The sequence below is a fragment of the Streptomyces hyderabadensis genome (assembly GCF_020404845.1).
In the GTDB taxonomy this organism is placed as follows: domain Bacteria; phylum Actinomycetota; class Actinomycetes; order Streptomycetales; family Streptomycetaceae; genus Streptomyces; species Streptomyces hyderabadensis.
In genome coordinates this window covers 55,287-80,031 of sequence record NZ_JAIOJZ010000033.1, presented here as the reverse complement: position 1 = coordinate 80,031, position 24,745 = coordinate 55,287, and the positions used below count along the sequence as shown (strand labels likewise).

The window sequence follows — 24,745 nt, the reverse complement described above, 5'->3', positions numbered from 1 at the left end:
GCGCACCCCCACCGAACCCGCACAGGCGCCGCAGGCACAACGCGCACCCCCCACCCACCCCCCACAGGCCGCCGCAGGCACCCCGCCGCCTACTTGCCGGAGGCCTTCGCCGCCTTCGCCGCCGCCTTCATCTCCTGCTTGTGCGCCCGCACCTTGGTCAGCGACTCCGGCCCCCTGATGTCCGCGACCGACCGGAACGAGTCGGGCTCCCCGTACGCCCCCGCCGCCTCGCGCCACCCCTCAGGACGGACCCCGAGCTGCTTGCCGAGCAGCGCGAGGAAGATCTGGGCCTTCTGCTTGCCGAACCCCGGCAGCTCCTGGAGCCGTTTCAGCAGCTCCTTCCCGGTGGACACGCCCTGCCAGACGGCCTCGGCGTCACCGTCGTACGTCTCGACGAGGTACCGGCACAGCTGCTGCACCCGCCCCGCCATCGAGCCGGGGTACCGATGAACGGCCGGCTTCTCGGACAGCAGCGCGGCGAACCCCTCGGGGTCGTACGCGGCGATGTCGTGCGCGTCCAGGTCCTCCGCCCCCATCCGCCGGGCGATGGTCGACGGCCCCTTGAACGCCCACTCCATCGGCACTTGCTGGTCGAGCAGCATGCCGACCAGCGCGGCGAGCGGGCTGCGCCCGAGGAGTTCGTCGGCCTCGGGGTCCTGGGCGAGGTGCAGTGTGACGTCCATGATCCGATGATCGCGCGTACGGGCTCAGGTCGCGCGCCAGTACCCCAGCGCGTTCACCCGCTGCTTCGGCACCCCCAGCTCCTTGCGGACGTACGACGAGAGCGCCCGCGTGGTCGCCGTGTCGCAGGCGATCCAGACGAACGGCTCCGAGACGTCCCGCAGCAGCTCCGGCAGCTCCTCCTTCACCCGCGCCACCAGGTGCGCCCCCGCGTCCCGGCGCGCGACCGCACGGACTTCGTGCCGTTCGGGGTCGGCCCGAAAGGGCAGGCCCTCATCCGCGCCACCTGCCCCCGTCCCGCCCTCATCCGCGCCGCCCGCCCCCGTCCCGCCCTCGAACCAGACGGTCGCGGGCACCGACCCCAGCGCGTCCGCACCCAGCAGGGAGTTGAGCGCGGGCAGGGACGCCGGGTCCGCGACCGCGAAGACCCGGGAGGGCAGCGGCCGCGGCACCTCGAACCCGGTGCCCTGCACCGTCGCCTCGATCGTGTCCCCCGGCTTCGCCGCCCGCGCCCAGTCGCTCGCGCACCCGTCGTGCAGGGCGAACTCCATCGCGAAGGTCCCGGCCGCCGGGTCCGGATCGACCAGCGTGTACCCCCGCTGGTGCGGCTTGCCCGCGTTGTCGAACCAGAGCCGCACCCACATCGTGGGGTGGACGCCGGTCACCGCCAGCATGCCGCCGTCGGTCAGCCGCAGCCGCCGGTAGTGCGGGGTCACGTCCTCGACGCCCGTCACGGTGAACGTGAAGTCCTTCGCGCGCATCAGCTTGAGGACCGCGCCCTCCCAGCCCCGCCCCTGCCCCATGATTCCTTCACCTTTCACGTACTATGCGGCCACGACAGCAAAACTTAGGTGAGCCTAACCTAAAGGAAAGTAGAGGCACAGGGGTGAGCGCCGAGACCTACCGCGACGCCTGGGGAATCCCGCACCTGCGCGCGGACACCCCGAACGAACTCGCCCGCGCCCAGGGCCGGGTGACCGCCCGCGACCGCGCGTGGCAGCTGGAGGTCGAGCGGCACCGCGCCCAGGGCACCTCCGCCGCCTTCCTCGGCCCCGAGGCCCTGTCCTGGGACCGCCTCGCCCGCCGCGCCCGCCTCGCGGACACCGCCCGCCGCTGCTTCACCGCCCTGGAGCAGAAGGACCCGGAAACGGCCGCCTGGGTACGGGCGTACGTCGACGGAGTGAACGAGGGCCTCGCGGAGACCACGCACCCGGCCCCCGAGTTCGCCCGCACCGGCCTCGCCCCGGGCCACTGGGACCCCTGGACCCCGCTCGGCGTCTGGCTCGCCACGCACATCCTCTTCGCCGGCTTCCCCGCCAAGCTGTGGCGCGAGCACGTCTCCACGCACCTCGGCCCGGAAGCCGTGGCCCGCTTCGCCGCCGACGGCCCCGGCACCGCGGGCAGCAACGGCTGGCTGGTGAGCGGCGAGCGGACCACGACCGGACAGGCACTGATCGCGGGCGACCCGCACCGCTTCATCGAGGACCCCGGCGTCTACCAGCAGATCCACCTGTCCTGCCCGGAGTTCGACGTCGTCGGCCTCGCCGTGCCCGGCGTCCCCGGCGTCGCCCACTTCGGGCACACCGGCACGGTCGCCTGGGCCATCACCAATGCGATGGCGGACTACCAGGACCTGTACCGCGAGCGCCTGCGCCGCACCGGCGCGGGCATCGAGGCGCTCGGCCCCGACGGCGTCTGGCACCGCGCCGCCCGCCACACGGAACGCGTCGACGTCGCCGGGGAGGAGACCGTGGAGGTCGAGATCATCGAGACCGACCGCGGCCCAGTGATCGCCGGCGGCCCCGAGGGCCTGGACGACGGCACCCCGGCCGCCCTCAGCCTGCGCTACCCGCCCCGCGTCACCGCCGACCTCGGCTTCGGCGCCCTGCTGCCGCTGCTGCGGGCCCGCCGGGTCGCCGACGTGGACCGCGCCCTGGACGCCTGGGCCGAGCCGGTCAACGTGGTGCAGGCCGCCGACACGGAGGGCGGCCTGCTGCACCGGGTCGCGGGCCGGGTGCCCGTACGCCCCGCCGCGAACAGCGTGCGCCCGGTGCCCGCCTGGGAACCGGGCCACGAGTGGACCGGCTGGCACACCCCGCCCCGCGCGGGTCTTACCGACGGCGTCGCCGTGATGGCCAACCAGCGCGGCCCGTCCGCTCCGTTGGGCGTCGAATTCGCCCCGCCCCACCGCGCCGACCGCATCGCCGCCCTGCTCGCGGGCAAGGAACGCTGGTCGGCGGCGGACCTGCCCACGATCCACACGGACACCCACCTGGGCTCGGCCGGCCCCCTCCTGGCCCACCTCGCCGCCCTCCCCACCGCTGCCGCACAGACCCCCGAGGCCGCCCTCACCGCCGAGACCACCCTCACCCCCGAGACCACCCTCGCCGCCCTCACCCCCGAGGTCACCCTCGCCGCCCTCACCCCCGACGCCGCCGCCCTCCGCGACCGCCTCCTCGCCTGGGACCGCCGCATGGACGCCGACAGCGCCGACGCGGCGGCCTACGCGGCCGTGCGCACGGCGGTCGTACGCAGGCTGGCCGCGCACCCCGCCCTGGCGTCCGTCTCCGTCGCACCCGCGTACCCCGAGGTGCTGCAGCCGTGGCTCGCGCTGGTGCCGCGCGTCGCGTACGCCCTCGAACACCTCCTGCGCGCGGACGACCCGTACGGCATCGACCGCGCCGCGACCCTCCGCGCCGCGCTGGAGGAGGTCGCCGCGGCCCCACCGTCCGGCACCTGGGGCGACACCCACCGCCTGGCCCCCTGGCGGGCGCTGCCGGACACCGCCACCGCCCCCGGGGGCGAGCCCGGCCTCTCCGGCGACCACGACTGCGTGCTGTGCACCTCCGCCGTGCCCGGCCTCACCGACCGCGCCGCACGCGGCCCGGCCGCCCGGTACGTCTGGGACCTGGCCGACCGCGAGAACAGCAGCTGGGTGGTGCCGCACGGTGCCTCGGGCGACCCGGGCTCACCCCACCACCGCGACCAGCAGCGCCTGTGGCTCGCCGGGGAACTCGCCCCGGTGGTCACCGACTTCGCCCGGCTCACGAAGGAATCCGATGACTGACCCGTACGCCTCCCGCACGCCCGTCCACGAGCAGCCCCTCGCCGGCTTCGGCACCGTCCGCGTCCTGCCCCTGGACCCCGCCGCAGACGCCGAGGTGGTCCACGGCTGGGTGAGCGAGCGGCGGGCCGCCTTCTGGGGCATGAACGGCCTGACACGCGACCAGGTCGCCGACATTTACGCACACATGGACACGCTCGACACCCACCACGCCTTCCTGGTCGTCAAGGACGGCGAACCGGTCGCCCTGCTCCAGACCTACGACCCGGCGGCCGACCGGGTGAGCGAGTGCTACGACCCCGAGCCGGGCGACATCGGCGTCCACCTGCTCCTCGCGCCCGCCGGACCCGGGGGCGCCCGCCCCGGGTGGACAGCCGCCCTGTCGGGCGCCCTCGTGGCGTACGTGCTGCTGGTCCTGGACCGGACGCGGATCGTGGTCGACCCGGACGTGGACAACGAGAAGGCGATCGCCCGCTTCCTCAAGCAGGGCTTCACCGCAGGTCCGGCTGTGGTGCTGCCCGAGGTGGACCTGCCGGACGTGTACCTGCCCGAGAAGAAGGCGCAACTCGCCTTCCTCCGCCGGGAGGTAGCGTTCGCGGGGTGACTGACGCGCCGACCGCCGAGGACCTGATCGCGCACTACGCGCTGGAGCCGATCCCCCGTGAGGGCGGCCTGTTCCGGCGCACCTGGGCCGGCCCCGAGGGCCCGGACGGCCGCCCCGCCGGGTCCGCCGTCGTCGCCCTGCTCACCGCCCGCCCGGGGGACTTCTCGGCGCTGCACCGCCTGCCCACCGACGAGGTCTGGCACTTCTACCTCGGCGACCCGCTGGAACTGCTGCTCCTGGCCCCGGACGGCAGCGCCCGCACGGCGGTGCTGGGACCGGAGGTCCTGGGCGGGCAGCACGTCCAGTTCACGGTCCCCGGCGGCACCTGGATGGGCGGCCGGGTGGCGGCGGGCGGCGCGTGGTCGCTCTTCGGCTGCACGATGGCGCCCGGTTTCACCTACGGGGACTACGAGCACGGCGACGCCACCGACCTCGCGGCGCGCTACCCGGCCGAGGCGGCCCGGATCGTGGCACTGTGCCGCCCATGACCCCGCACCCGCAGCGCTCTGCACGCCTCCTCGACGGCCAGACCGCCCTGGTCACCGGCGCGGGCGGCGGCATCGGCCGGGGGATCGCACTGCGCTTCGCCGAGGAGGGCGCCGAGGTGGCGCTGCACTGCCGTACGGCGGTGGCGGCGGCGCGGGAAACGGCGGAACGCATCCGGGCCCTGGGCGGGCGCGCCACCGTCCTGCGCGCCGACCTCACCGACGAGGACGCCTGCCGGCGCGTGGTCGGCGAGGCCGCCGACTGGGGCGGCGGACGGCTCACCGCGCTGGTCAACAACGCGGGCGTGCAGCCGCTGCGGGGCCTGCCCGGCATGACCGCGGCCGAGTGGCGGGCGGTGGTGGACACCAACCTCACCGGCGTCTTCGCGTGCACGCAGGCCGCGGCCGAGGTCATGCGGGGCCAGGACGGCGGCGGCACGGTCACCCACATCGCCTCCATCGAGGCGGGCGCCCCCGCTCCCGCGCACGCGCACTACAGCGCCTCCAAGGCGGCGGTCGTGATGCACGCCCGGTCGGCGGCGCTGGAGTACGGCCCGTGGGGCGTGCGGGTGAACTCCGTCTCCCCCGGCCTCGTCGACCGCGAGGGACTCGCCGAGTCCTGGCCGGAGGGCGTACGGCGGTGGCGGCGGGCGGCGCCGACGGGACGCCTCGGACGCCCGGAGGACATCGGCGACGCGTGCGTGTTCCTCGCCTCGCGGCTGGCGTCCTGGGTGACCGGCCACGACCTGGTGGTGGACGGCGGGGTGACGGCCCGCCCGTCGTGGTGAGGCGCCGCCGGGCCGACCGCTGAGCACGGCGGCCTCCGCGTCCGTACGTATCCCCGAGGCAGTGGGTCCCGACGACGGAGATGCGACGTGAGGTGTGGTGACGGTGCACACGCTGGAGACCGCGAACGAGCCACCGGACGCGACCGGACCTCCCGTAACTGCCGGAGCCTGTGGCACCCCGGCGGCCTCCGAGATCCCCGACGTCTCCACGGCCTCGACAGCCCCTGGCACTCCTGCGGTCTGCGGGATCCCCGGCGCCCCCACGGCCTCCGGAACCCCCAGCACCCCCACGGCCTCCGGAACCCCCAGCACCCCCACGGCCTCCGGGATCCCCGGCGCCCCAGGGCATCCCAAGGCCCCCGGCGCCCACCACGGCGACGGACGGGGCTCCGATGCGCGGTACCCCGCGAAGTCCGGCGGCTGGTGCTGCTCGGCGCCCTGCTGGTGCTGCTCCTCCTCGGCGGTGCCGGACCGGCGTCCGCCCACGCCGCACTCAGCTCCACCGACCCCGGGGACGGAGCCGTCCTCCAGCGCGCCCCCGGCCACGTCACCCTGACCTTCAGCGAGTCCGTCGGCCTGCGCGACGACTCCTTCCGCGTCCTGGACCCCGGCGGTCACCGCGTCCGCACCGGGGCGGCCGGGCACGCGGACGGCCGGTCCGACACCGCCAGGGTCGCGTTGCCGGGCGAGCTGGGGGAGGGCACGTACACCGTGGCCTGGCGGGTGGTGTCCGCCGACAGCCACCCCGTGTCGGGCGCCTTCACCTTCTCCGTGGGCAAACCGTCGCAGACGACCGCGCCCGTGGACACCGGCCCCACCGAGGACCCGCTCACCGCGGCCCTGCACAAACTCGCCCGCTACGTCTCCTACCTCGCCGCCGCCCTGCTCATCGGCACCGCCGCCTTCGTCGCCCTGTGCCGTCCGCCGGACCCCGCCCCGCTGCGCCGCCCGCTGGTGGCGGGCTGGTGGACCCTGCTGGCGGCCACCGTCGTACTGCTGGTGCTGCGCGCCCCGTACGAGGCGGGGACGGGCCCGGCGTCGGCCCTGGACGCCGACGCGCTCGCCGACACCCTCACCGGGCGCCCCGGCGTGCTGCTGCTGACCAGGCTGGCGCTGCTGGCCCCGGTCGCGCTGTTCCTCGTAGGCGTGTCCCGCGCGGACCGGTACCGCAGGCACAGCCCCCTCGTCGGCGCGGCGGGCGCCGCGCTCGCCGTCGGCCTCGCCCTGACCTGGGCCGCCGCGGAGCACGCCGCCGCCGGTATCCAGGTGCCCCTCGCGATGGCGTCGTCCACCGTGCACCTGCTCGCCACCGCGGTCTGGCTTGGCGGCCTCACCGCACTGATCCTCACCCTGCGCGCCACCGCGGACGCCGCGACCATCGCCCGCTTCTCCCGCGTCGCCCTCGCCTCCGTTTGCGTCCTGGTGACCACGGGCGTCTACCAGTCCTGGCGCGGCCTCGGCTCCTGGCAGGCGCTCACCGGGACGACGTACGGCAGGCTGCTGCTGGTGAAGGTGGTCCTGGTGGCCGTGCTGCTGGCCGCGGCGGCGGTGTCCCGGAGGTGGACGACGGCGCTGGCCACGACGGCGATCACCGTCCGCGCCCCCGATCCGGTACGCGAGCGCGTCCCCCAACCGCCGGGCGGCCCCCCGGAACCCACCACGACGACCACGGCCACACCCACCACACCCACCACGACGGCGACGGCCACCACACCCACCACAGCCACCACGACGAGCACGTCCAGCCTCCGCCGCGGCCTGCGCCGCTCCGTCCTCGCCGAGGCCGTCATCGCCGCGGTCGTCCTGGCGGTCACGACCGTGCTGACCGGCACCCCGCCCGGCCGCGCGGCGGACGAAGCGGCGCGGACGACCGTACCGGCGGGCGGTGTGCTGCCCGCGTCCGTCACCACGATCCCGTTCGAGGTCGGCACGGCCGGCCGCGGCACGGTCCAGATCACCCTGGACCCCGGCCGCACCGGCGACAACGCCGTCCAGGCCGTCGTCTACGGCCCCGACGGCAGCCTGGCCGCCGTACCCGAACTGCGCCTCTCCTTCACCCTCCCCGACAAGGACGTCGGCCCCATCGACGCGGACCTGACCGACCGCGGCGGCTACTGGAGCGCCAACACCGTCACCCTGCCCCTCCCGGGCACCTGGACGATGCGGGTGACGGTCCGGGTGTCGGAGATCGACCAGGTGAGCGAGGTCCGGCGGATACGGGTGGAGCGGTAGGCACCGGTCACGGCGTCCGGGCGGACGCCGCCAGCGGTGTGCTCGCCGGGCTCCTGGGTCAGGAGGGTTCCTCGGTGGCCGGTCCTTGCTCGGACTCGCTCAGCCGGGCCTTGAGCACCGGGCTGATGAGCAGGTCGTACACGAGCACGCCGATGACTCCGCCGATGAGCGGGCCGACGATGGGGATCCACCAGTAGCCGCTGAACCAGTCGAAGGTGCCGGGCAGGGCGATGTCGCCCCACCCTTCGAAGAAGGTGAACAGGCGGGGACCGAAGTCGCGGGCCGGATTGATCGCGTACCCGGCGTTGGTGCCGAAGGTGAGGCCGATGGCGACGACCACGAGCCCGATGAGGAACGGGTGGAGGTTGGACATCGGAGCCGTGTTGCGGGTGTCGATGAGCGCGCAGATCAGCAGGAGCAGGATCCCGGTGCCCACGATCTGGTCGAGCAGCGGACCCCACCAGGAGTCTCCGAAGTACTCGGCGGGGAACGTGGCGAAGATCGAGTACGTGTTCAGCGAGGTCTCCCGGGTCTCGCCGGCCTTGGCGATGGCCGCGTCGATCGCCCACCGGTAGCAGGCGTACACGAGCGCGGCGGCGACGAAGGCGCCCACGACCTGGGCGAGCCAGTAGGGCAGTACCTTCCGCCACGGGAAGTCCCGCCGGACCGCGAACCCGAGGGTCACCGCGGGGTTGAGGTGCGCCCCGCTGATGCCGCCGGCCACATAGACGCCGAACACGACGGCCAGGCCCCATCCCCACGAGATGATGAGCCAGTTGGCAGGCCCGAAGTCCGCGGTCTGCCGTCCCGAGCCCGGCAGCCCCGCGACCGCGACGGCCACCGAACCGACGCCGAACAGGATCAGGACGAACGTCCCCAGGAACTCGGCGCACATCTCACCGCCGAGGCCTTTTCGATAACCGCGTCGACGAACCATGCGTTCGGCCACCGGTCCTCCTTCACTGGTACGGAACAGACCAAATCGCTCCATACCCGAAAAACGACCGCCCGGACGCTCAGCCGGGTGAGTGCACCCGATGGCGCACGAGAATCCCCCTCCACGGAGCAACACCGCGCAGCCACCGTCGGGCCGACGCACCCCGCACGTCGAAGGGCCCCGCTGCAAGCAGCGGGGCCCTTCGACATCGTGCCCGGTGAGGCACTGGCGGAGGATACGAGATTCGAACTCGTGAGGGGTTGCCCCCAACACGCTTTCCAACTGTCCGCATGACCGTCCGGCGTGGTTCATAGACGTCCGCGATGCAGGTCAGGCGCGGTGCGCGTACTGCATTGGACGCTGGCGGCCGCCAGCGACCTGGACAAGGACCAAGACAAGGAGCGGCGCCCGCGAGGCGAGGGCATCGGGCGCGAACGTCAGGCGTCGCGGCTACCGGCGCCAACGCTCGCGGTGATGGCGAACGCATTCCAGGTTGATGGCGTGCTGAGGGTGGGTCCGCAGGGTGCCGGCAGACTGGCCACCTCGGATCACCGTGAGATCGTCTTCGATGACGATGGCGCCGGCATCGAGCATCACGTGGCAGTTCGGGCAAAGGCAGAGCACGTTGCCAGTGGTGTCCGGGCCGTTGTGGGGGGACCCGAGAGCCCGAATGTGAGCGCCTTCGCTGTAGCTGCCGCCGGGGACCTCGATCCGCACGTTGCAGACCTGGCATCGATTGTCGTGCCATGCCTTGACCTGCCGCTTTACGGCGCTGCTCCGGACAATGCGTTGCACAGTCGAGGTGATGCGTTCGGGAGCTTCGTTCCCTGGGACGGAGGTCGACTCCGGATCTGCTGGCGCGCCTGGGAGCTCCGGCTGCTGTGTCGTCTGTGGCGTGGGGGTGTCGGCATAGGCTTCGAGGCGGAACTGCCAGATGAGGAAGCCGTCGATGCCGAGCTTGCTGCCGTAGCTGGTGACTCGGTACAAGCCGTCGTACCGGTAGCCGGTCGCGGGGGCGTAGGGTGTATCGCCCTGGTAGCCGCGTAGGACGCGGACCGGCAGACCCTCTAGGTAGCTGGTCACTAGTGCCGCGTTGCCGGAGTCGTCGAGGGACTGGTTGCTCACCTGGTTGCCGGCACCGTCTTGGCCACCATGGCCGGTATAGACGATGACGTCGCCGTAGTCCTCATCGTCCTTGTAGCCGCCAGAGACGACGATGGATTCCGCACCGGTCTTCTTGGTCCCGCAGATGCCTGCTTGCAGAGGCCGATGCACGCCAGCCTCATGGGCCAGCCTGCGCGTGCTGAATCCCTGACCTGCTTCCACGTTGGGCACTTCACCGATCATGGCCACAGCCTGACATGGAGCACTGACATCGCCACGCCGGTTTCAACGTCCCTCCCGCCTGCAGCACTTGTAGGTCGCTGATCAGCGTCGTCCCGAGGCGATGGGGTACAGCAACAGACCTCCTGGCCACAGACCTGCTCCATGACGGCCAACGCATGGACTCTCCGCCTCGCCCATGGAAGACTCGGGAAGGGAACGTCTGTTCGATAGAAACGATCTTGGAATCTTTCCAGGAATATTTGACGACCCTTCTGCAACCTGCCATGCTGCTCGGGTGCCAATCGGAACGCCCATGGACAGGGCTTCGTGTGTGCGACTGCTTCAGCCCTATCAGGACCAGTTCGACCAGTGCTTCCGCGACGCTTGGGATCGCTGGCAGGAATGGCTGAAGACGCTGAAGGGGTCGCCTGCTGATGTGTCGCCTCGTTCGCGAGCAAACGTGCTTTACGACTTCATTAAGGCTGAAGCCGTGAAACAGTTTCTCGGAGTCGAGCATGTGCGGGTTCGCGAGGAACGCGGATTTCTTGTGATTCAGATCCGCGACCGTGTCGCAATCCGCTTCAAGAAGTTTCGAGGTCGCAAGCTGAAGACCAGCAGCATACGAACTGGTCAGGCGATAGCTTTCCAGGGCCAAGCTTTGGAGTTCGCCAACGAGGTCGAACCAATGACCCACCTGGTTGCTGGCTACCTCTTGGACAAGTTCGAGCTTGACCTGGACCAGCTTGCGATTACATGCACGCTGGACGGCGAACACATATGGGCGCCGATCGAAATTCTCCCAGACGTGGGGCAGGGTGGAGTCACCATTCCGATTCCTGCGCCCTCCACGGATGGGCCAAGGCCAGTCATCCGCAGCGCGCGGAAGACACCGGCGGAGGAGACAAGCGAGAACTAATGACCATCAATCCGCGCATGCTCATTTTGGCGCGGGAGGCGCAGGGTCTTACGCAGCAAGATCTTGCTAAGGCTACTGGGTTGGCGCAGTCAACTCTCAGCAAAGCTGAGAATGGGCTGCGCCCCTTGCCTGAGGCTGATGTGCCTCAAGTAGCGAAGGCGCTAAGGGTGACGCCGGAGTTGCTGACTTGGCAAGAAGAGGTTTACGGGTTCGGAAGTGCAAGCTTCTTTCACCGTAAGCAGCAGAGTCTTTCACAACGGACTCTGCGTAAGATCCAGGCCCGTGTGAACTTGCTTCGCATGCGGCTAGTGCGTCTGAGTGACGGGATTGCAGTAGACACATCCCTCACTATCCCGCGAATTGATATTGACGACGTCGAAACGGCGGCCGAGGCGGCCCGCCGTGTTCGTGCGGCTTGGCGCCTTCCCATGGGTCCCGTGCCGAATCTCGTCAATATTGTCGAGGCGGCAGGCGGTACTGTGGTGCTTCGTGACTTCGAGACGCACCGCATCAACGCGATCAGCGTATGGCATCCAGGTTCGGGCCCACTGTTCGTACTGAACAGCGAGCTAAGTCCAGAGAGGCAGCGATTTGTACTCGCCCACGAAATCGGACACATGGTTATGCACGAGGGTGAGCCGCCACGTGATACCGCCGAGAAGGAAGCAGACGCGTTCGCCGAAGAGTTGCTGATGCCGGCCGCCGAAATCGCAAAGGATCTCGGCGGCATCGATGTGCGTAGGGCAGCAGCACTAAAGCCATACTGGCGAGTTCCGATGCAGTCACTGATCATCCGAGCCGAACACCTAGGCATCATCTCATCACCTCGCTCGCGTAGCCTACACGCCTATATGAATAAGGCTGGTTACCTGGTAAGCGAGCCTGCTCCTCTCCAACGGGAAGAACCACAGGTTTATCGGGAGATGCTCCGGATTCACGTCGAAGAACACGACTACTCGATCCGTGAGCTTTCCCACGTAGTTGGTATGACCGAGGAAGAATTGGCTGACGAGATCACACCGCCGAGCCGTCGCGGTCTACGGCTGGTACGAGGGTAAGTACCCTCCAAGCCTGCTTTGGCGCAAGGGAAGCCACCCTTGCGCCAAAGTTATTTCTATGCCTAAATCGAGGCGCGAACGGCTCACGCGGCGCAGACGTCTAAGGGTATTTATCGACTCATTTGGTGACTGCGGGATCGCTCTGCACCCCACTACTCTGTTGCTTGAGTAGACGCCAATGCTTTAGCGGGCAACACGTAATCAGATTCGGTTTTGGTCTTCGTCGAGATGATGTGGCATCACGTTATGTCGAGCCGCTCGCTCGGGACGTGGAGTCTCGTCCGTGAACCCGTGCGCCGCGGGGCCCGTTGCCCGCTGCGCGAGCCACCCGGACACCCTCGGTCCGCCGTTCACGGCGACCCCCTGCTGGACCGTACGCACGTGCCGGAATCCGTGGCGCAGGTAGTACGCCTGCAAGCCCGTGTTCGTTGTCCATGCGTCCAGGCGAAGCCACTCGGCACCTGCAAGGTGGCCACGGTCCCCGGCCCAGTCGAGCAATCGGCCGCCGAGATCCTGGCCGGCGTGCGTACGCGCCACCGTCAGCTTGTTGATGAACAGAGAGGGTTCCCGCAGCTCATCTGCTGTCCACAGACCCTCTTCCGCCATGGGGGTCAACGTGATCGTGGCTGCCGTAACGTCGCCGTCGCGCACCATGAAGACCTCTCCGGCCTCGATGGTGGCGAGCAACTTGTCAGCCGGATAGGGGCGCTGCCACTGGTCGGTGCCGAGACGAGACAACCAAGCTGCCGCCTCCTGTCGGAAGGCGAGCAGCTTGGCCAGGTCATGCGGTTGCGCTGAGCAGATTCTCACTGAGGCTCGTTCTCTTCTCGGCCGGACAGGGTGCCGATCTCGTAGTTCATCTGGTTGAGGTCCCCCCGGAAGGTGGTGACCGTGCAACGGATCGGCCGATCCTCCGAGTAGCCGGTGCGTGTCCAGAGCAGCACGGGCACCCCGGCGCTGATCTCCAAGAGGCGCGCCTCTTCGGGGGTCGGCATGCGGGCCGCGATCTCGTCGAAGTAGCCCACCTGCTCGATGCCGTGCGATGCGAGATAACGCGTGGTTCCCTCTTCGATGTCGCCTGGCTCTGCGAGCCGTGGTGACCGCTCTGTGAGCCACCCCGGGTACCAGGTGGCCTGCGTCGACCACGGCACGTCATCGACGTACCGATGGCAGAACCGAAGAACCGTGGTGGACCCCAGATCGACCTTCAGCCGTTCTGCGACATCCGCAGACGCGGGAGTGATCTCGACTCGGAACGTCTGATGCGGGCGACGGCCGGCGTTCGTCACGTCCGTGCGATACGCGTCACCGTTCTGGGGGAAGTTCAGGTTCTCGAACCGGGACGCGTTGAGCTTGAACACCTCGTGCGATCGAACCTCGTAGCCCAACCCTTGGCTCGATGAGACGAGACCCTGGCTGACCAGGAGACTTAGCCCGTTTCGCACGGTGTTCCTCGAAGCGTCAAAGCGCTTCATCAGGTCGCTCTCCGACGGCAACCGCGCGCCCGGCGCGTACGTGCCACTGTCGATCTCTCGGCGCAGGGCATCGGCCACCTGCCGGTACTTCGGCTGCTTGCTCATGCCCCCATCATGACTCACTCGCTCAACTTGTTGGTACATGTCGGCCCCAATCCCTTGACGACTCACTGTCCGTGGGTGCAGCATCACTGCATCAGCTTGTACCAACAAGTTGAGCAAGCGGATCAATCCCAGTGAGTTGGTTCCGTCTGTGCTGATGTGTAGGGCGGGGACGCTGCAATCCCGCTAAAGGCCAGGTGAAACAGGGTTTCGGCCCGTACTGGCGAGGTGGCCCGGCGACCGCGAGCAACGGCCGGAGAGTGGGGACGCGGTCCCCCTTGCAGTGCTTCACCCCCGTTGACCTCTCCGAAAGGACTCCCAGTGCGACGACGAAGACCCTGAGTGCCGCCCGATACGGAACCGGTCGGCGGCAACTGCACAGCTCGGTCCATCACGGCTCGCAGCCCGGTTGCTGCGTCGACTGCCTCTCTCGCCCGTCCGTTCCGCGCACCGCGCGAGGACGTACGGGCGAGGGCGCGGGGAGTCGGAATCGACTTCAACGGCGAGCGGCCCCCGGGGTGCCACCCGGGAGCCGCGTTCGGGCCGTTCCTCCCTGAAAGGAACCAAGACCCATGAACCCCATCGTCACTGTTCAGGACGCTGTTACGGCGTTCGCCGACTTCATGGAGCCGACGGATGCGGAGTTGGACGCGATCGAGCAGGAGATGCCCGTCATCCTGGCGGACGTTGACCTGTTGGATGCGCAGATCGTCACGCTGGACCGCACGCCGACCGAGGTGGACGACCGGCGTATCCGCCGGGCCCGACGCCGTGCGCTCGCCGCCCGCGTCGCGCTGGTCAACCGCGCGGCCGGCGCGAGCCTTCCCGGGGGTGCCGCGTGAGCGCCACCGACCAGAACCTGATCGCCGCGCACGCCGAGGTGAAGGCGGAGATCGCGCGGACGGACACGAAGACGGCGCTGCTGCTGGCGTTTGTCGGTGCGGTGCTCGCCGGTACCTTCGCGATTGCCCGCGAGGTACCGCTGTCCGTGCCCGCCGTCGTGGCGGGCGGTCTCGGTCTGGCGCTGCTGGTCGGCGCGGCCGGCCTGCTGCTGTGGTCGGTGCGCCCGAACCTGCGCGGCCGGCACGGCTTCCCCCTGTGGGCCACGCTCACCCCGGAGGAGATCGGCGACGCCGTGGCCCGGGACCTGGCCGCCGACATCGCCGGACTGTCCCGGCTCGCGGTCGCCAAGTTCACGTCCCTGCGCCGCGCGGTCGACCTCACCCTGGCCAGCGGCGCCCTGCTCATCCTCGCCGCCCTGCTCACCGCCGGGGGTGCGCGATGAGCGCGAAGACGGTGCTGCCGGCCGTTGCGATGACGGCCGTGTCCATGGTGCTGACCCTGGCCGTGGTCGTGATGTGGCTGGGCACCGCGGTGCCGTGGCCGGTCGCCGTGGTCGTCGGTCTGGGCATCGACGGGGGATGGCTGGCCACCCTCGCCTACGAACGCCGGCTCGCCGCGCAGGGCGACCACAACCGCACCGTGACCGCGGTCGGCTGGTCCTTCGGCCTCATCGCCGCCGGCGTCCTGGTCGCCCACGCCCTCACCGCCGAACACTCCGCCGGGGCGTGGCTGGCCGTGGCGTGGCTGCCGATCGCAGCGAAGGCGCTGTGGCTGGTCCACTCGATGTGGGAGCGGACCGCGCTCACCCCGAACGCGCTGGACGCCATCCGCGGCATTCAGCAGGAAGCGCGGGACGAGGCGGCCGTGGCCCGGGCCCGGCTGCGGGCGGAAGCGTCCACCGAGGAAACCCGGCTGACGGCCGTGACGGCCGCCGGCGCCCGCGTCGCACACGTCCAGGCACGCACCGCGCAGACGCTGTCTTCCGCGTGGGCGACGCTGGAATCCGCGCGCCAGGGCGAGGAGACCGGCAGGGCGCTGACCAGCGTGACGAGCCCCGTCACACCCGGCGTCACGGCCCGCTGGGAGCTCCCCGTGTGGGGACCGAGCGAACCCACCGGCACGGCCGCTCTGGAAGCCGCGCCCGCCCTCACCGACGGGACCCTTGACGTGCTGGTCGACGAGATCCGTCACAGCCAGAGTCCGCCCCTGTCGTACCGCGAGATGGCCGCCCGCTTCCGCGCGGCCGGCCACTCCGCATCCGAAGTCCGCCTGCGCGCCGCCTGGAAGCGCGTCGCCTGATGGCCGCGCTACCGGTCTACCGGTGGCGCCTGGCCCCCGACGGCTACGCCACCCGCCGCCAACTGCGCGCCGTCGGGCTGCGGCCCGGCGGTCAAGAGGTGGCCGCGACGCTCGAACGGCCGCGCCGCCGCCGGGAACCGCTGGTCGCCCACCTGTACCGCGTCGACCTCGCCTTGCCGGTCCGGCCGATGACGCCAGGCCGGTGGGCGGCACTCGCGGCGGCGAACCGTGCCCGCCGTATCTGCCCGCAGTGCCGGCGGGATGCGGGCTACGTCATCCCCACCTCGCTCGGCATGTGCACCCCCTGCGCGTTTCCCGACCCCTGCGACTCCGTAAGGAGCGTCTGACCATGCGCAACGCCGACATTCGCCGCCTGGACCGCGAGATCCAGGCGACACAGAAGAAGCTCGAAGCGGTGCGCCGGGGGGAGTGGTGGCCGCTGAACGGCAGTGAGCGCCGGGCCATGGCCCGCTCGCTGGCCGTCGGCGGCTACAAGGTCGCCCGCGGCCGCAGCGCCGGGCGTGAAGAGCAGCGTATGGACGCGACCGGCAACAGCGCGGAGCTCCGGCTGAACGCGGAGCTGACCGCCCTGCACGGCGAGCGTCAGCGGCTCCTCACCGAGTCCGCGAAGACGAAGGCGGCCAAGAGGTCGTCCGGCTGGTTCTGACCAGCCCGTTTCCCGCGCCGGGGGGCCGGGACTTTCCACGGACACGGCCACCCCGGCGTTCTCCCTTACTCCCGCCCCCGAAGGGGTAGTCAGGAGCAGTTCCAGCATGTCTGAGAACGTCGTTCACCTCCACAAGCCCACCGATTCCCCGACCGACGGCACTGCCCCCACCGTGCTCACGGTCATGCCGGACGCGCCGCCCGCGCGGCCGGTGCCGCTGTGGGTGCGCTCCGGCCGCGCGGTGAAGACGGCCGTGACGCACGAGCGGACGAAGACGGTCGTTCGCGCGACGGCCCGGCACGGCCTCTACACCCTCAACGGTGGGCGGATTGTGGCCCGCCGGGCGTGGGACGGCCGTACCGGCTCGCGGTACGAGCGGATGATCCGCGCGGCGGAAGCCGCAGGGAACCTGGAAGCGGCCGAGGAGTGGGAGGAGCGGTTGCAGCGCTTCCGCGCCGCCCGCCATCACCGCCGCATGGACCTCCTGCACTCGCCCGTAGAGGCCGCGAAGGGCGTGGCCGTGGGTGCCGGCATGAGCATCGGCGCGCTGGTCGCCCTCGGCGTCGTCATGGCCATCAGCACCGGCCACGTCGGCGACGTCGTCACCCCGCTGTCCGCCACGGTCGACTTCATCGCCCTCCTGATCCGCATCGTCCAGGTGGTGCGGGGCCCGGCCCTGTCGATCGGCCCGTTCCTCGCCCTGCTCGCGCTGTGGTCGGTCGGCCGCAAGCAGCACGCCGCCCCGAACTGGGCTCTGCCCGCCAACGTTCGGTCAGGCGAGGGGGAGCCGATCACCCCGTCCATCGTGGTCAAGGCCCTGCGCGACCTCGGCGTACCCGCCCTGGCCCGCGCCATCAAGGAGATGGGCGACGCCGGCGCCTCCATGCTCGGACCGATCACCATCGCCGGATGCGGTGTCGAGGTCGACGTGACCCTCCCCTCCGGCGTGTCCACGAACGAGGTGCAGAGCAAGCGGCGCAAGCTCGCGGAGAACCTGACCCGCCACGAACACGAGGTGTTCATCACCATCCCCACCGCCGCCCGCACGGTGCGACTGTGGGTCGCCGACTCCGGCGCGCTGGACGAGCCGATCGGCCCGTCTCCGCTGGTCACCGACGACACGATGACCGCCGACTACACCAAGGGCAAGGCCCCATGGGGTCAGGACCTGCGCGGCGACGCCGCCGCCCTCTCCCTCTACCAGCGCCACCTCCTGATCACGGGCCTGTCGAACCAGGGCAAGACCGTGGCCCTGCGCTCCCTGGCCCTGTGGCTGTCCCTGGACAAGTCCGTGCAGTTCCTGATGGGTGACCTCAAGGGCGTGGGCGACTGGGCCATGTTCGACGGTCTGGCCACGACGCTGATTCAGGGTCCGACGGATGAGCACGTGATCCAGGTGACCGAGATGGTTGAGGGCGCGGTCGACGAGATGAACCGGCGGATTCAGGCGCCGCCTGGCACGGTGTTCCCGCCGCTGATCGTGCTGGTCGACGAAGCGCAGGTTGCGTTCATGTGCCCGGCCAAGGGCACGGGCAAGGACAAGCGGCCCTACGGCGGCTCGAAGGCCGATTCCCGGTACTTCATGGCCGTCCGCAAGATTCACAACCAGGGCCGTGCGGTCAATGTCCTGATGTGGCAGGGCACGCAGGACCCGACCAACGAGAACCTTCCCAAGCTCGTGCGCGAGGGCGCCCACACCCGCGCCTCCCTCGCCCTCGGCACCGAGTCCCAGGCCCGCATGGCCCTCGGTGACAAGGCCGTCGACGGCGGCGCCGCCCCGAACCTGCTGCGGCCCGGGCTGGACCGGGGAACCCTGGTCGTCGCATCCGACGGGATCAGTATCCCGGCGGGGCAGTCGTCCATCACGGTGCGCACGCACTACATCGACGACGACGCGGCGAAGGCCATCACCGACCGGGCCAAGGCCCTGCGCGACGGCGTGACCACCCTGCACGCCATCGACCACAGCGCCGAGCACGACCCGCTCGCCGACATCGCCGCGGTCGTCGGCGACGCCCCGCGGGTGCGGACCAAGGACGTGCTCGCGCGGCTGTCCGCCCGCAACTCGGACGCGTACGGCGACTGGTCGTTCCTCGACCTCAAGCGCGTTCTCGACGACGCCGACGCTGGGCCGTACAAGTCCGACGGCGTGATGGTCGTCTCCCGCGACCGGGTGGCACGCGCCCTCGCCAACCGCGACGGCGAGGGTTCCGCTTCCGCCGAATGACGGCAGGGAGCGAACGACCGCCGGGGCAGGGAGGCAGGGAGAACTCCCTGTCCGCCTCCCTGCCTCGCCTCCCTGGCTCTGACCTGCGCGAATGATCGTTCAGGGAGTCAGGGAGGCACGCAGGTCACACCCCCCGAACACCCCTCTGCAGGGCACCTCGAAGGGGGTGTCTCTGCCTCCCTGGCCCTCGGCCGGAAGGGATTCCGCATGTACCCCGAGCACTCCCCGCACGTGCCCGTACAGCGGGCCGTGGAAGTCCACCAGCCCACCCCTTACCCGCCCGCCGTGCCCGTGCCGGCACCCCTCACACCGGTCCAGCCGGGCACGGTTCCGGCGGTGGCGAGCATCGTCTTGCCGGACGGGCGCGTCGTCACCGGCTACGCCATCAACTTCGCCCAGCCCGAACCGGTCGCCGCCAAACCGGCCGTGTCCCGCACGGCCGTGAACGTCGCCCTCGGCGGCGCCGGGTTCCTCGCGGTGTGCGGCGGGCTGGTCCTGCTCACCTCGTTCATCGCCGCACTCACCGCCTTCATCACCCAGCTCATCATCCTGGCCGCCGTGATCTTCGGCGGATGGATCGCCGTGCAGATCTTCAGCGCGAGCGGCCACCAGGGCGGCGGCACCACGGTGAACATCCGTAAGGCCGTGATCAAGCGCAACCACTTCCGCGGCTAGCTACGCCAAGGGCGGCCCCCTCATCTCGCCAAAGATCCGGGACCGCCCTTGCCGGCCAGCACCCGTCAAGGAACTGGAGATACCCCAGCATGACGCAACCCATCACCCTCCCGCGAGCCTTAGCGGCGGGAGCTCCCGCCACGGGCGGGATGCGGTTCTACCTGACCACCCACAAACGGCACTGGCTGCGCTGGACCGACGTGCCGCTTTTCCTCAAGGCAGAGCACTTCGACCGCGCGGTCAAATGGGACGTAGCCCAGGGCCCCTATGCCGTCGACTCCGGCGGGTTCATGGAACTGAAGGAAAAGGGCACCTGGACGCGCCCCCCGCGCCAGTACGTCGACTCTCTGCGCCGCATCTGGGAGCACGTCGGCCCTTACGACTGGGCTGCGCAGCAGGACTGGATGTGCGAGGAAGCCATCATCCACGGCGGTTGGTTCGGCGGGCAGTACTTCGTCGGCACCCACCTCAGCGTCGCCGAGCACCAGCGGCGCACCGTCGCCAACTTCCTCGAACTGCGCTCCCTCGCCCCCGACCTGCGGATCGCTCCCGTTCTTCAGGGGCGCAGCATTCCGGAGTACGAGCGGTGCGTGGAGCTGTTCGAGAACGCCGGGGTCGACCTGCGGCGTGAGCCGGTGGTCGGTTTGGGTTCGGTGTGCCGGTTGCAGTCCACCCGCGAGGGCGCCGCGATCGTCACCGCCATGGCGGCACACGGCTTCCGCCTGCACGGCTTCGGATTCAAGATCCTCGGCCTGGAACGCGTCGGGCACCTGCTCGCGTCCGCGGACTCCGCTGCGTGGAGCTCCCACGCGCGGCGCCGTCCGCCTCTGCCCGGGCACACGCACAAGAACTGCGCGAACTGCATCGACTACGCCCTCAACTGGCGCCGCCGCGTGCTGGCCGCCATCCCGACCCACCGCCAGACGATGCTGACCGACGGGAGCGCGGCATGAACGCAACGCCCAACCCCCTGCACACAGCGCTGAGCCTCGCCGCGTTCGGGGTGCCCGTGCTGCCCCTGCGCTGGGGCAAGGTCCCGTTTGGCAACTGCACGGCGTGTGCGGACAACGCGTGTGGCGGGCGGCCGAACATGAAGGTGCCCGGCCCGTGCCGGTGCCCGGCCCCGTGCCACGGATGGGCCGCGGCCACCACCGACCCGGCCGTCATCGTCTCCCCGCCGTGGGTGGCAGCATGGCGGCAGGCGGTGTGCGTCGCCTACCACCCCGGCGGTGCCGGACTGACCGTCCTCGACCTCGACGACACCGACGCCATCGCATGGGCCCGGGCCGCTCTGCCCGCCACCCGGACTGTGCCGACGACGCGCGGCGAACACTGGATCTACCGCGGCGCCATGACCTCCCGTAACGCGGTCCGGCCCGGCGTCGACATCAAGTCGACCATGGCCTACGCCCGTTGGCTCGGGTCCGGTACTGGCGCTCTCGCCGCTCTGCCGGACGCTGCTTGTGCCCTGGCAGTAAAGGAGCCGTTCCCGCGCCGTAGGGCGCCACAGACGCCCTCAGTGTCCCTGAGGGGCGGTCAGGGGGAGTGCCCGCACCGCACGCCCGTCTTCCTGGAACGGGGCATCGCCATGGCCGTGCAGAGCATCACTGAGGCATCCAGCGCGGTCCACGCGACCGTGTACCGGACGTTCCTCGCGGTGCTGTCTCGGCACGGCCGGTGCGGTTGCCTCACCGACACCCACGTTGCCCGGCTGTTCACCGCCGCGCAGGCCAAGGGGGAAACGGCCCGGCACTGCACGGACGCGTGGACCAACGCCCGCACCACGTTGGGACTGTGACATGTCCGAGGATGAAAAGGCTCCCGCACGCGAGATCATCACCGACTACGCGCAAGCGCACTTCCGGTACTTCCGCACCGCCGACGGCACCGTGTACGCGCAGCGCAACGGCCATCCCGTAGCCCGCCCGATCCGCTCCCAGGGCACCACCGGAAGCCACCGGCAGGAACTCATGGTCGGACTCTTCCGCGACGGCATCGGCGTGTTCAACGGCACCGCCATGAAGGAAGCGCTCGACCTGATCGAAGCGTTGGCGCTGACCGAGGACGTGCAGCCCGTCCACATCCGCGTCGCCCCGGGATTCGACGGGGCCACCTGGCTGGACCTCGGGCGCGACGACGGGCGGTCCGTGCGTATCCACCCCACCGGGTGGGACATCCGTGTCCCGGACCCGCAGGAGGTCTGCTGGCGGCGCACCCAGCTCACGGGGGAGCTGCCGTTGCCGGTCAAGGACACCGACGGCAAGGGCATCGATCTCCTGCTGCGGCTGTGCAACTTCGCCAATGCAGAGACCGAGTGCCTGGCGATTGCGTGGCTGATCGGCTGTCTCGGTCCGGACGTGCCCGTCCCGGCCCCGTTCCTCACCGGCCCGCAGGGTGCCGGCAAGTCCACCGGCGGGCGGATGCTGGTACGGATCATCGAGGGCATGACCGGGGACCTGCGCCGGGCCCCGAAGGATGAGGAGAACCTGATCACGGCGGTGGCGGCCGGATGGGTCACCGCCCTGGACAACCTCTCCCACATGACCCCGGAACTGTCCGACGCGATGTGCTGCATCGTCACCGGGGCAGAGAACGTCAAGCGTGCCCTGTTCACCGACGGGGACGTTTTCCGCATCGGCTACCGCCGCCCCCTGCTCCTGACCGGCATCGACGTCGGGGTCATCCGGCCCGACCTCGCCGAAAGGCTCCTTCCCCTGCGGCTGGAACGCCCGCGGGTGCGGCGCACCGAGGCGGAACTGTGGTCCGACTTCGCCGAGGTGCTGCCGGTCATCCTCGGCTCGCTCCTGGACCTCACCGTGCAGGTACGGGCGGCGCAGGCGGACATCCCGACCGACCTGCGCATGGCCGACTTCGCGCACCTGTGCGCGCAGCTTGACGCGGCCACCGGTCTGGGAGCACTCGCCGCCTACCGGGCCAGCCTGGACGACCTCAACGACGACGTCATCGAGGGCGACCTGTTGGCACAGACGGTGCTCAAGCACGCCGCCAGCATGGAGCCGGGCACCGAGCAGCGGATGACGTCGGCCGAATGGCTGCACTGCCTCACCGGCCTCTACACCGGCGAGGACTTCCGTCCACTGCCGAAAGGCTGGCCGACCACGGGCAAGGTGCTCTCGGACCGCCTCAAGCGCCTACAGCCCACCCTCGCCGCCCGGGGCGTCCTCATCGACTGGGGACGCACCAACGCATCCCGCTATATCGAGATCGCGCGTCCGGCCGCCGCGCCGCCGGCGTCCGCGCAGGAAGCGGCCTTCTAAGCGCGCGGCGCTACTACCGCTCACGAGCAAGAGGAGCACCCGGGCGCGTGCTCCTCTTGCTGTTCGGCGGCCGCGCCGCCCTGCGATGGACGTGCCGCGAAGCGGCTCCTTCTTTCACTCTCTGAGCCGCGCGCCACAACAGACACCACCCCTCTTTGTCCTAAGTAGAAAGACGCTGCGTCACCTGCGTCACCCGGGCCCCAAAAACGTCTGGTGACCTGCTGAAAGACGAGTGACACAGACGGCTGATTCCTGCGTCACCCCGCGTCACCTGCGTCACCCAATGGCGCAGGTCTGTGTCACCGGTGACGCACCCCCACCGTGCTGCGTCACCACGAAGCCGCAGGTCACAGCGGCGAGTGACGCAGATGACGCAGGTGACGCAGAAATCCACACCTCGGACAGACGCAACCTCCCGAGACTCCGCCCAGAGGAGACCGTTCCATGAGCATCGCCACCGTGGACATCGCACCTCTCGCTGACGCTGGCGAACCGGCACCCGTGCTGCTGACCGTCGAGGAGGCTGCCCGGTGCCTCCGCGTCGGGCGCACCACGTGCTACGCCCTGATCCGCGCCGGAGAGCTGGAGTCCCTGACCATCGGCGGACTCCGACGCGTCCCCGCCGACGCCCCGGCCGCCTACCTCGCCCGGCGCCGCGCCGAACAGCGCGCCGCCTGATCTCGCCCCTTCCGGAGCGCCGCCCGACATGCGGGCGGCGCTCCGGTCTGTCTGCCTCGTACCAACCGGAGGAACTGCCAGTGGCAGAGGAGAAGAAGCGCACTCGCCGAGCCAACGGCGAATCGGCCATCTACCTGGGCAAAGACGGACGCTGGCACGCCCGTGTGCCCATGGGCTACAAGGACGACGGAACGCCCTACCGCCGCCACCTCACGCGCCCCACTCGCAAGGAGTTGGTGGACGAGGTCCGACGCCTAGAGAAGCAGCGCGACGAGGGGTCCGCTCGGCAGCCCGGGAAGCCGTGGACGGTCGCCAAGTGGCTTGAACACTGGGTCCAGAACATCGCCAAGCCCGTCGTGAGCGAGAACACGTACGACGGATACGAAGTAGCGGTCCGGGTGCACCTCGTGCCCGGCATCGGTCGGCACCGCATCGACCGCCTGGAGCCCGAACACCTGGAGAGCCTGTACCGCCGGATGCAGAGCGCCGGCAGCAAGGCAGGCACCGCCCACCAGGCTCACCGGACGGCCCGTACGGCCCTGGGTGAAGCCGTGCGACGCGGTCACGCCGCAAAGAACGCTGCCGCGCTCGCGAAGCCGCCCCGGATCGAAGAGGACGAGAACGAGGTAGAGCCCTACTCGGTCGACGAGGTGCAGAGTCTCCTACTCGAAGTGAACAAGCGCCGGAACAGTGCCCGCTGGATGCTGGCCCTGGCACTCGGACTGCGGCAGGGGGAGACGCTCGGCCTGCGGTGGTCAGACGTGGACCTGGACAACGAGTACCTGAAGCTTCGCCGGAACCGGTTGCGGCCGAAGTACGAGCACGGGTGCGGCGAGGCGGCGCCGTGCGGCCGGAAAGCCGGCTACTGCCCGGCGCGGGTGCAGGTGCGGCGCGAGACGAAGAACACGAAGTCACGCGCCGGACGCCGCGCCGTGCCCCTCCCGGGCCCCCTGGTCGTGATGCTCCGCTCCCACCGGGAGGCGCAGGCCCGGGAGCGGGCGACGGCCGCGAACCTGTGGACCGAGTCCGAGTACGTGTTCACCAAGCCGTTGGGCGGGCCGCTCAGCCCGAACACCGACTACCACGACTGGAAGCGGCTACTGGAAGACGCCGGCGTCCGGGACGGGCGTCTGCACGACGCACGGCACACCGCGGGGACCGTGCTGATGCTGCTCGGGGTCCCAGACCGAGTCATCGACCAGATCATGGGTTGGGAACCGGGCGGCGCCGCCCGGATGCGGGCGCGGTACCTGCACGTGACCGATCCCATGCTCAAGGAGGCGGCCCGGAAGATTGAGCGCGCCATCTGGGGAGCTCCGGAACACCTCGCTGTGGACAAAGACCAGGACAACGAGGCGTAAGGACAACGTCGAAGGGCCCCCTGTTTCCAGAGGGCCCTTCGACATCGTG

General features: G+C 70.3%; 25 protein-coding genes. 19 read left to right on the top strand and 6 right to left on the bottom strand.

Annotated elements, in window-relative coordinates:
• Nucleotides 1-89: 89 nt before the first annotated feature.
• Nucleotides 90-683, bottom strand: a complete 594-nt coding sequence (locus K7854_RS24220; protein WP_226028665.1) for an HhH-GPD-type base excision DNA repair protein — start codon at nt 681-683, stop codon at nt 90-92.
• A 24-nt stretch (nt 684-707) separates the two neighbouring features.
• Nucleotides 708-1,484, bottom strand: coding sequence for a siderophore-interacting protein (locus tag K7854_RS24215; protein WP_226028664.1), 777 nt, complete (start codon nt 1,482-1,484; stop codon nt 708-710).
• A gap of 83 nt (nt 1,485-1,567) precedes the next feature.
• On the opposite strand from K7854_RS24215, the gene K7854_RS24210 reads away from it, so the two are divergent.
• The 5 genes from K7854_RS24210 to K7854_RS24190 all read left to right on the top strand — a co-directional run bounded on the left by K7854_RS24210 (nt 1,568) and on the right by K7854_RS24190 (nt 7,854).
• The gene (locus K7854_RS24210) at nt 1,568-3,748 is read left to right on the top strand and encodes a penicillin acylase family protein (RefSeq protein WP_226028663.1); all 2,181 of its coding nucleotides are present in this window, start codon (nt 1,568-1,570) and stop codon (nt 3,746-3,748) included.
• On the top strand, nt 3,741-4,349 hold the full coding sequence (locus K7854_RS24205; protein WP_226028662.1) for a GNAT family N-acetyltransferase: 609 nt from the start codon (nt 3,741-3,743) through the stop codon (nt 4,347-4,349). Before K7854_RS24210 ends, K7854_RS24205 begins: the two co-directional genes overlap by 8 nt.
• Entirely contained in the window at nt 4,346-4,837 is a 492-nt protein-coding gene (locus tag K7854_RS24200; RefSeq protein WP_226028661.1) for a cupin domain-containing protein, read from the top strand. The genes K7854_RS24205 and K7854_RS24200 overlap by 4 nt, the downstream gene beginning before the upstream one ends.
• Entirely contained in the window at nt 4,834-5,622 is a 789-nt protein-coding gene (locus K7854_RS24195) for an SDR family NAD(P)-dependent oxidoreductase (RefSeq protein ID WP_226028660.1), read from the top strand. Before K7854_RS24200 ends, K7854_RS24195 begins: the two co-directional genes overlap by 4 nt.
• 423 nt (nt 5,623-6,045) lie before the next feature.
• A complete protein-coding gene (locus K7854_RS24190) occupies nt 6,046-7,854 on the top strand; it encodes a copper resistance CopC/CopD family protein (protein ID WP_226028659.1) in 1,809 nt (602 codons plus the stop codon).
• 58 nt (nt 7,855-7,912) lie between these two features.
• On the opposite strand, the gene K7854_RS24185 is transcribed toward K7854_RS24190, so the two are convergent.
• Together K7854_RS24185 and K7854_RS24180 are read right to left on the bottom strand one after the other, a co-directional pair.
• Nucleotides 7,913-8,749, bottom strand: coding sequence for an MIP/aquaporin family protein (locus tag K7854_RS24185; RefSeq protein WP_226028666.1), 837 nt, complete (start codon nt 8,747-8,749; stop codon nt 7,913-7,915).
• Nucleotides 8,750-9,241: 492 nt separating this feature from the next.
• Nucleotides 9,242-10,138, bottom strand: a complete 897-nt coding sequence (locus K7854_RS24180) for a YDG/SRA domain-containing protein (protein WP_226028658.1) — start codon at nt 10,136-10,138, stop codon at nt 9,242-9,244.
• A gap of 310 nt (nt 10,139-10,448) precedes the next feature.
• Between K7854_RS24180 and K7854_RS24175 the strand changes: the two genes are divergently transcribed.
• Both K7854_RS24175 and K7854_RS24170 read left to right on the top strand, forming a co-directional pair.
• Nucleotides 10,449-11,033, top strand: a complete 585-nt coding sequence (locus K7854_RS24175) for a hypothetical protein (protein WP_226028657.1) — start codon at nt 10,449-10,451, stop codon at nt 11,031-11,033.
• Nucleotides 11,033-12,091: an ImmA/IrrE family metallo-endopeptidase gene (locus K7854_RS24170; RefSeq protein WP_226028656.1), complete on the top strand. Its 1,059-nt coding sequence runs from the start codon at nt 11,033-11,035 to the stop codon at nt 12,089-12,091. Before K7854_RS24175 ends, K7854_RS24170 begins: the two co-directional genes overlap by 1 nt.
• Before the next feature lie 201 nt (nt 12,092-12,292).
• Here K7854_RS24170 and K7854_RS24165 read toward each other — a convergent pair whose 3' ends face one another.
• Nucleotides 12,293-12,901 carry a GNAT family N-acetyltransferase gene (locus K7854_RS24165; protein WP_226028655.1) on the bottom strand — a complete coding sequence of 203 codons (609 nt, stop codon included), beginning with the start codon at nt 12,899-12,901 and terminating at the stop codon, nt 12,293-12,295.
• The gene (locus K7854_RS24160) at nt 12,898-13,671 is read right to left on the bottom strand and encodes a GntR family transcriptional regulator (RefSeq protein WP_226028654.1); all 774 of its coding nucleotides are present in this window, start codon (nt 13,669-13,671) and stop codon (nt 12,898-12,900) included. Before K7854_RS24160 ends, K7854_RS24165 begins: the two co-directional genes overlap by 4 nt.
• A 569-nt stretch (nt 13,672-14,240) precedes the next feature.
• Here K7854_RS24160 and K7854_RS24155 point away from each other — a divergent pair.
• The 12 genes from K7854_RS24155 (at nt 14,241) to K7854_RS24100 (ending at nt 24,696) form a co-directional block, all read left to right on the top strand.
• On the top strand, nt 14,241-14,510 hold the full coding sequence (locus K7854_RS24155) for a DUF6284 family protein (RefSeq protein ID WP_226028653.1): 270 nt from the start codon (nt 14,241-14,243) through the stop codon (nt 14,508-14,510).
• The gene (locus K7854_RS24150; protein WP_226028652.1) at nt 14,507-14,953 is read left to right on the top strand and encodes a Pycsar system effector family protein; all 447 of its coding nucleotides are present in this window, start codon (nt 14,507-14,509) and stop codon (nt 14,951-14,953) included. The genes K7854_RS24155 and K7854_RS24150 overlap by 4 nt, the downstream gene beginning before the upstream one ends.
• Nucleotides 14,950-15,810 carry a protein spdB gene (locus K7854_RS24145; RefSeq protein WP_226028651.1) on the top strand — a complete coding sequence of 287 codons (861 nt, stop codon included), beginning with the start codon at nt 14,950-14,952 and terminating at the stop codon, nt 15,808-15,810. Before K7854_RS24150 ends, K7854_RS24145 begins: the two co-directional genes overlap by 4 nt.
• Nucleotides 15,810-16,157 (top strand): RRQRL motif-containing zinc-binding protein, encoded by a 348-nt coding sequence (locus tag K7854_RS24140; RefSeq protein WP_226028650.1) that lies wholly within the window; start codon nt 15,810-15,812, stop codon nt 16,155-16,157. The genes K7854_RS24145 and K7854_RS24140 overlap by 1 nt, the downstream gene beginning before the upstream one ends.
• Nucleotides 16,158-16,159: 2 nt before the next feature.
• On the top strand, nt 16,160-16,477 hold the full coding sequence (locus tag K7854_RS24135) for a hypothetical protein (RefSeq protein ID WP_226028649.1): 318 nt from the start codon (nt 16,160-16,162) through the stop codon (nt 16,475-16,477).
• Nucleotides 16,478-16,583: 106 nt separating this feature from the next.
• Complete coding sequence (locus K7854_RS24130; protein WP_226028648.1) at nt 16,584-18,704, top strand: FtsK/SpoIIIE domain-containing protein; 2,121 nt, start codon at nt 16,584-16,586, stop codon at nt 18,702-18,704.
• A 207-nt stretch (nt 18,705-18,911) separates the two neighbouring features.
• Nucleotides 18,912-19,379: a hypothetical protein gene (locus K7854_RS24125; protein ID WP_226028647.1), complete on the top strand. Its 468-nt coding sequence runs from the start codon at nt 18,912-18,914 to the stop codon at nt 19,377-19,379.
• A gap of 89 nt (nt 19,380-19,468) precedes the next feature.
• A complete protein-coding gene (locus K7854_RS24120; protein ID WP_226028646.1) occupies nt 19,469-20,332 on the top strand; it encodes a deazapurine DNA modification protein DpdA family protein in 864 nt (287 codons plus the stop codon).
• The gene (locus tag K7854_RS24115) at nt 20,329-21,177 is read left to right on the top strand and encodes a bifunctional DNA primase/polymerase (protein WP_226028645.1); all 849 of its coding nucleotides are present in this window, start codon (nt 20,329-20,331) and stop codon (nt 21,175-21,177) included. Before K7854_RS24120 ends, K7854_RS24115 begins: the two co-directional genes overlap by 4 nt.
• Before the next feature lies 1 nt (nt 21,178).
• Nucleotides 21,179-22,657, top strand: a complete 1,479-nt coding sequence (locus tag K7854_RS24110) for an AICE element replication initiation protein (protein WP_226028644.1) — start codon at nt 21,179-21,181, stop codon at nt 22,655-22,657.
• Nucleotides 22,658-23,101: 444 nt separating this feature from the next.
• Nucleotides 23,102-23,335: a helix-turn-helix domain-containing protein gene (locus tag K7854_RS24105; RefSeq protein ID WP_226028643.1), complete on the top strand. Its 234-nt coding sequence runs from the start codon at nt 23,102-23,104 to the stop codon at nt 23,333-23,335.
• An 80-nt stretch (nt 23,336-23,415) separates the two neighbouring features.
• Entirely contained in the window at nt 23,416-24,696 is a 1,281-nt protein-coding gene (locus tag K7854_RS24100) for a tyrosine-type recombinase/integrase (protein ID WP_226028642.1), read from the top strand.
• The last annotated feature ends 49 nt before the right edge of the window (nt 24,697-24,745 follow it).

What these genes read in the sequence shown, in the direction of transcription:
- K7854_RS24125 (WP_226028647.1), top strand. Translation starts at nt 18,912, where the DNA reads ATGTACCCCGAGCACTCCCCGCACGTGCCCGTACAGCGGGCCGTGGAA.
- K7854_RS24195 (WP_226028660.1), top strand. Translation starts at nt 4,834, where the DNA reads ATGACCCCGCACCCGCAGCGCTCTGCACGCCTCCTCGACGGCCAGACC.
- K7854_RS24155 (WP_226028653.1), top strand. Translation starts at nt 14,241, where the DNA reads ATGAACCCCATCGTCACTGTTCAGGACGCTGTTACGGCGTTCGCCGAC.
- K7854_RS24145 (WP_226028651.1), top strand. Translation starts at nt 14,950, where the DNA reads ATGAGCGCGAAGACGGTGCTGCCGGCCGTTGCGATGACGGCCGTGTCC.
- K7854_RS24170 (WP_226028656.1), top strand. Translation starts at nt 11,033, where the DNA reads ATGACCATCAATCCGCGCATGCTCATTTTGGCGCGGGAGGCGCAGGGT.
- K7854_RS24160 (WP_226028654.1), bottom strand. Translation starts at nt 13,671, where the DNA reads ATGAGCAAGCAGCCGAAGTACCGGCAGGTGGCCGATGCCCTGCGCCGA.
- K7854_RS24135 (WP_226028649.1), top strand. Translation starts at nt 16,160, where the DNA reads ATGCGCAACGCCGACATTCGCCGCCTGGACCGCGAGATCCAGGCGACA.
- K7854_RS24105 (WP_226028643.1), top strand. Translation starts at nt 23,102, where the DNA reads ATGAGCATCGCCACCGTGGACATCGCACCTCTCGCTGACGCTGGCGAA.
- K7854_RS24215 (WP_226028664.1), bottom strand. Translation starts at nt 1,484, where the DNA reads ATGGGGCAGGGGCGGGGCTGGGAGGGCGCGGTCCTCAAGCTGATGCGC.
- K7854_RS24115 (WP_226028645.1), top strand. Translation starts at nt 20,329, where the DNA reads ATGAACGCAACGCCCAACCCCCTGCACACAGCGCTGAGCCTCGCCGCG.
- K7854_RS24120 (WP_226028646.1), top strand. Translation starts at nt 19,469, where the DNA reads ATGACGCAACCCATCACCCTCCCGCGAGCCTTAGCGGCGGGAGCTCCC.
- K7854_RS24205 (WP_226028662.1), top strand. Translation starts at nt 3,741, where the DNA reads ATGACTGACCCGTACGCCTCCCGCACGCCCGTCCACGAGCAGCCCCTC.
- K7854_RS24185 (WP_226028666.1), bottom strand. Translation starts at nt 8,749, where the DNA reads ATGTGCGCCGAGTTCCTGGGGACGTTCGTCCTGATCCTGTTCGGCGTC.
- K7854_RS24130 (WP_226028648.1), top strand. Translation starts at nt 16,584, where the DNA reads ATGTCTGAGAACGTCGTTCACCTCCACAAGCCCACCGATTCCCCGACC.
- K7854_RS24110 (WP_226028644.1), top strand. Translation starts at nt 21,179, where the DNA reads ATGTCCGAGGATGAAAAGGCTCCCGCACGCGAGATCATCACCGACTAC.
- K7854_RS24140 (WP_226028650.1), top strand. Translation starts at nt 15,810, where the DNA reads ATGGCCGCGCTACCGGTCTACCGGTGGCGCCTGGCCCCCGACGGCTAC.
- K7854_RS24180 (WP_226028658.1), bottom strand. Translation starts at nt 10,138, where the DNA reads ATGATCGGTGAAGTGCCCAACGTGGAAGCAGGTCAGGGATTCAGCACG.
- K7854_RS24220 (WP_226028665.1), bottom strand. Translation starts at nt 683, where the DNA reads ATGGACGTCACACTGCACCTCGCCCAGGACCCCGAGGCCGACGAACTC.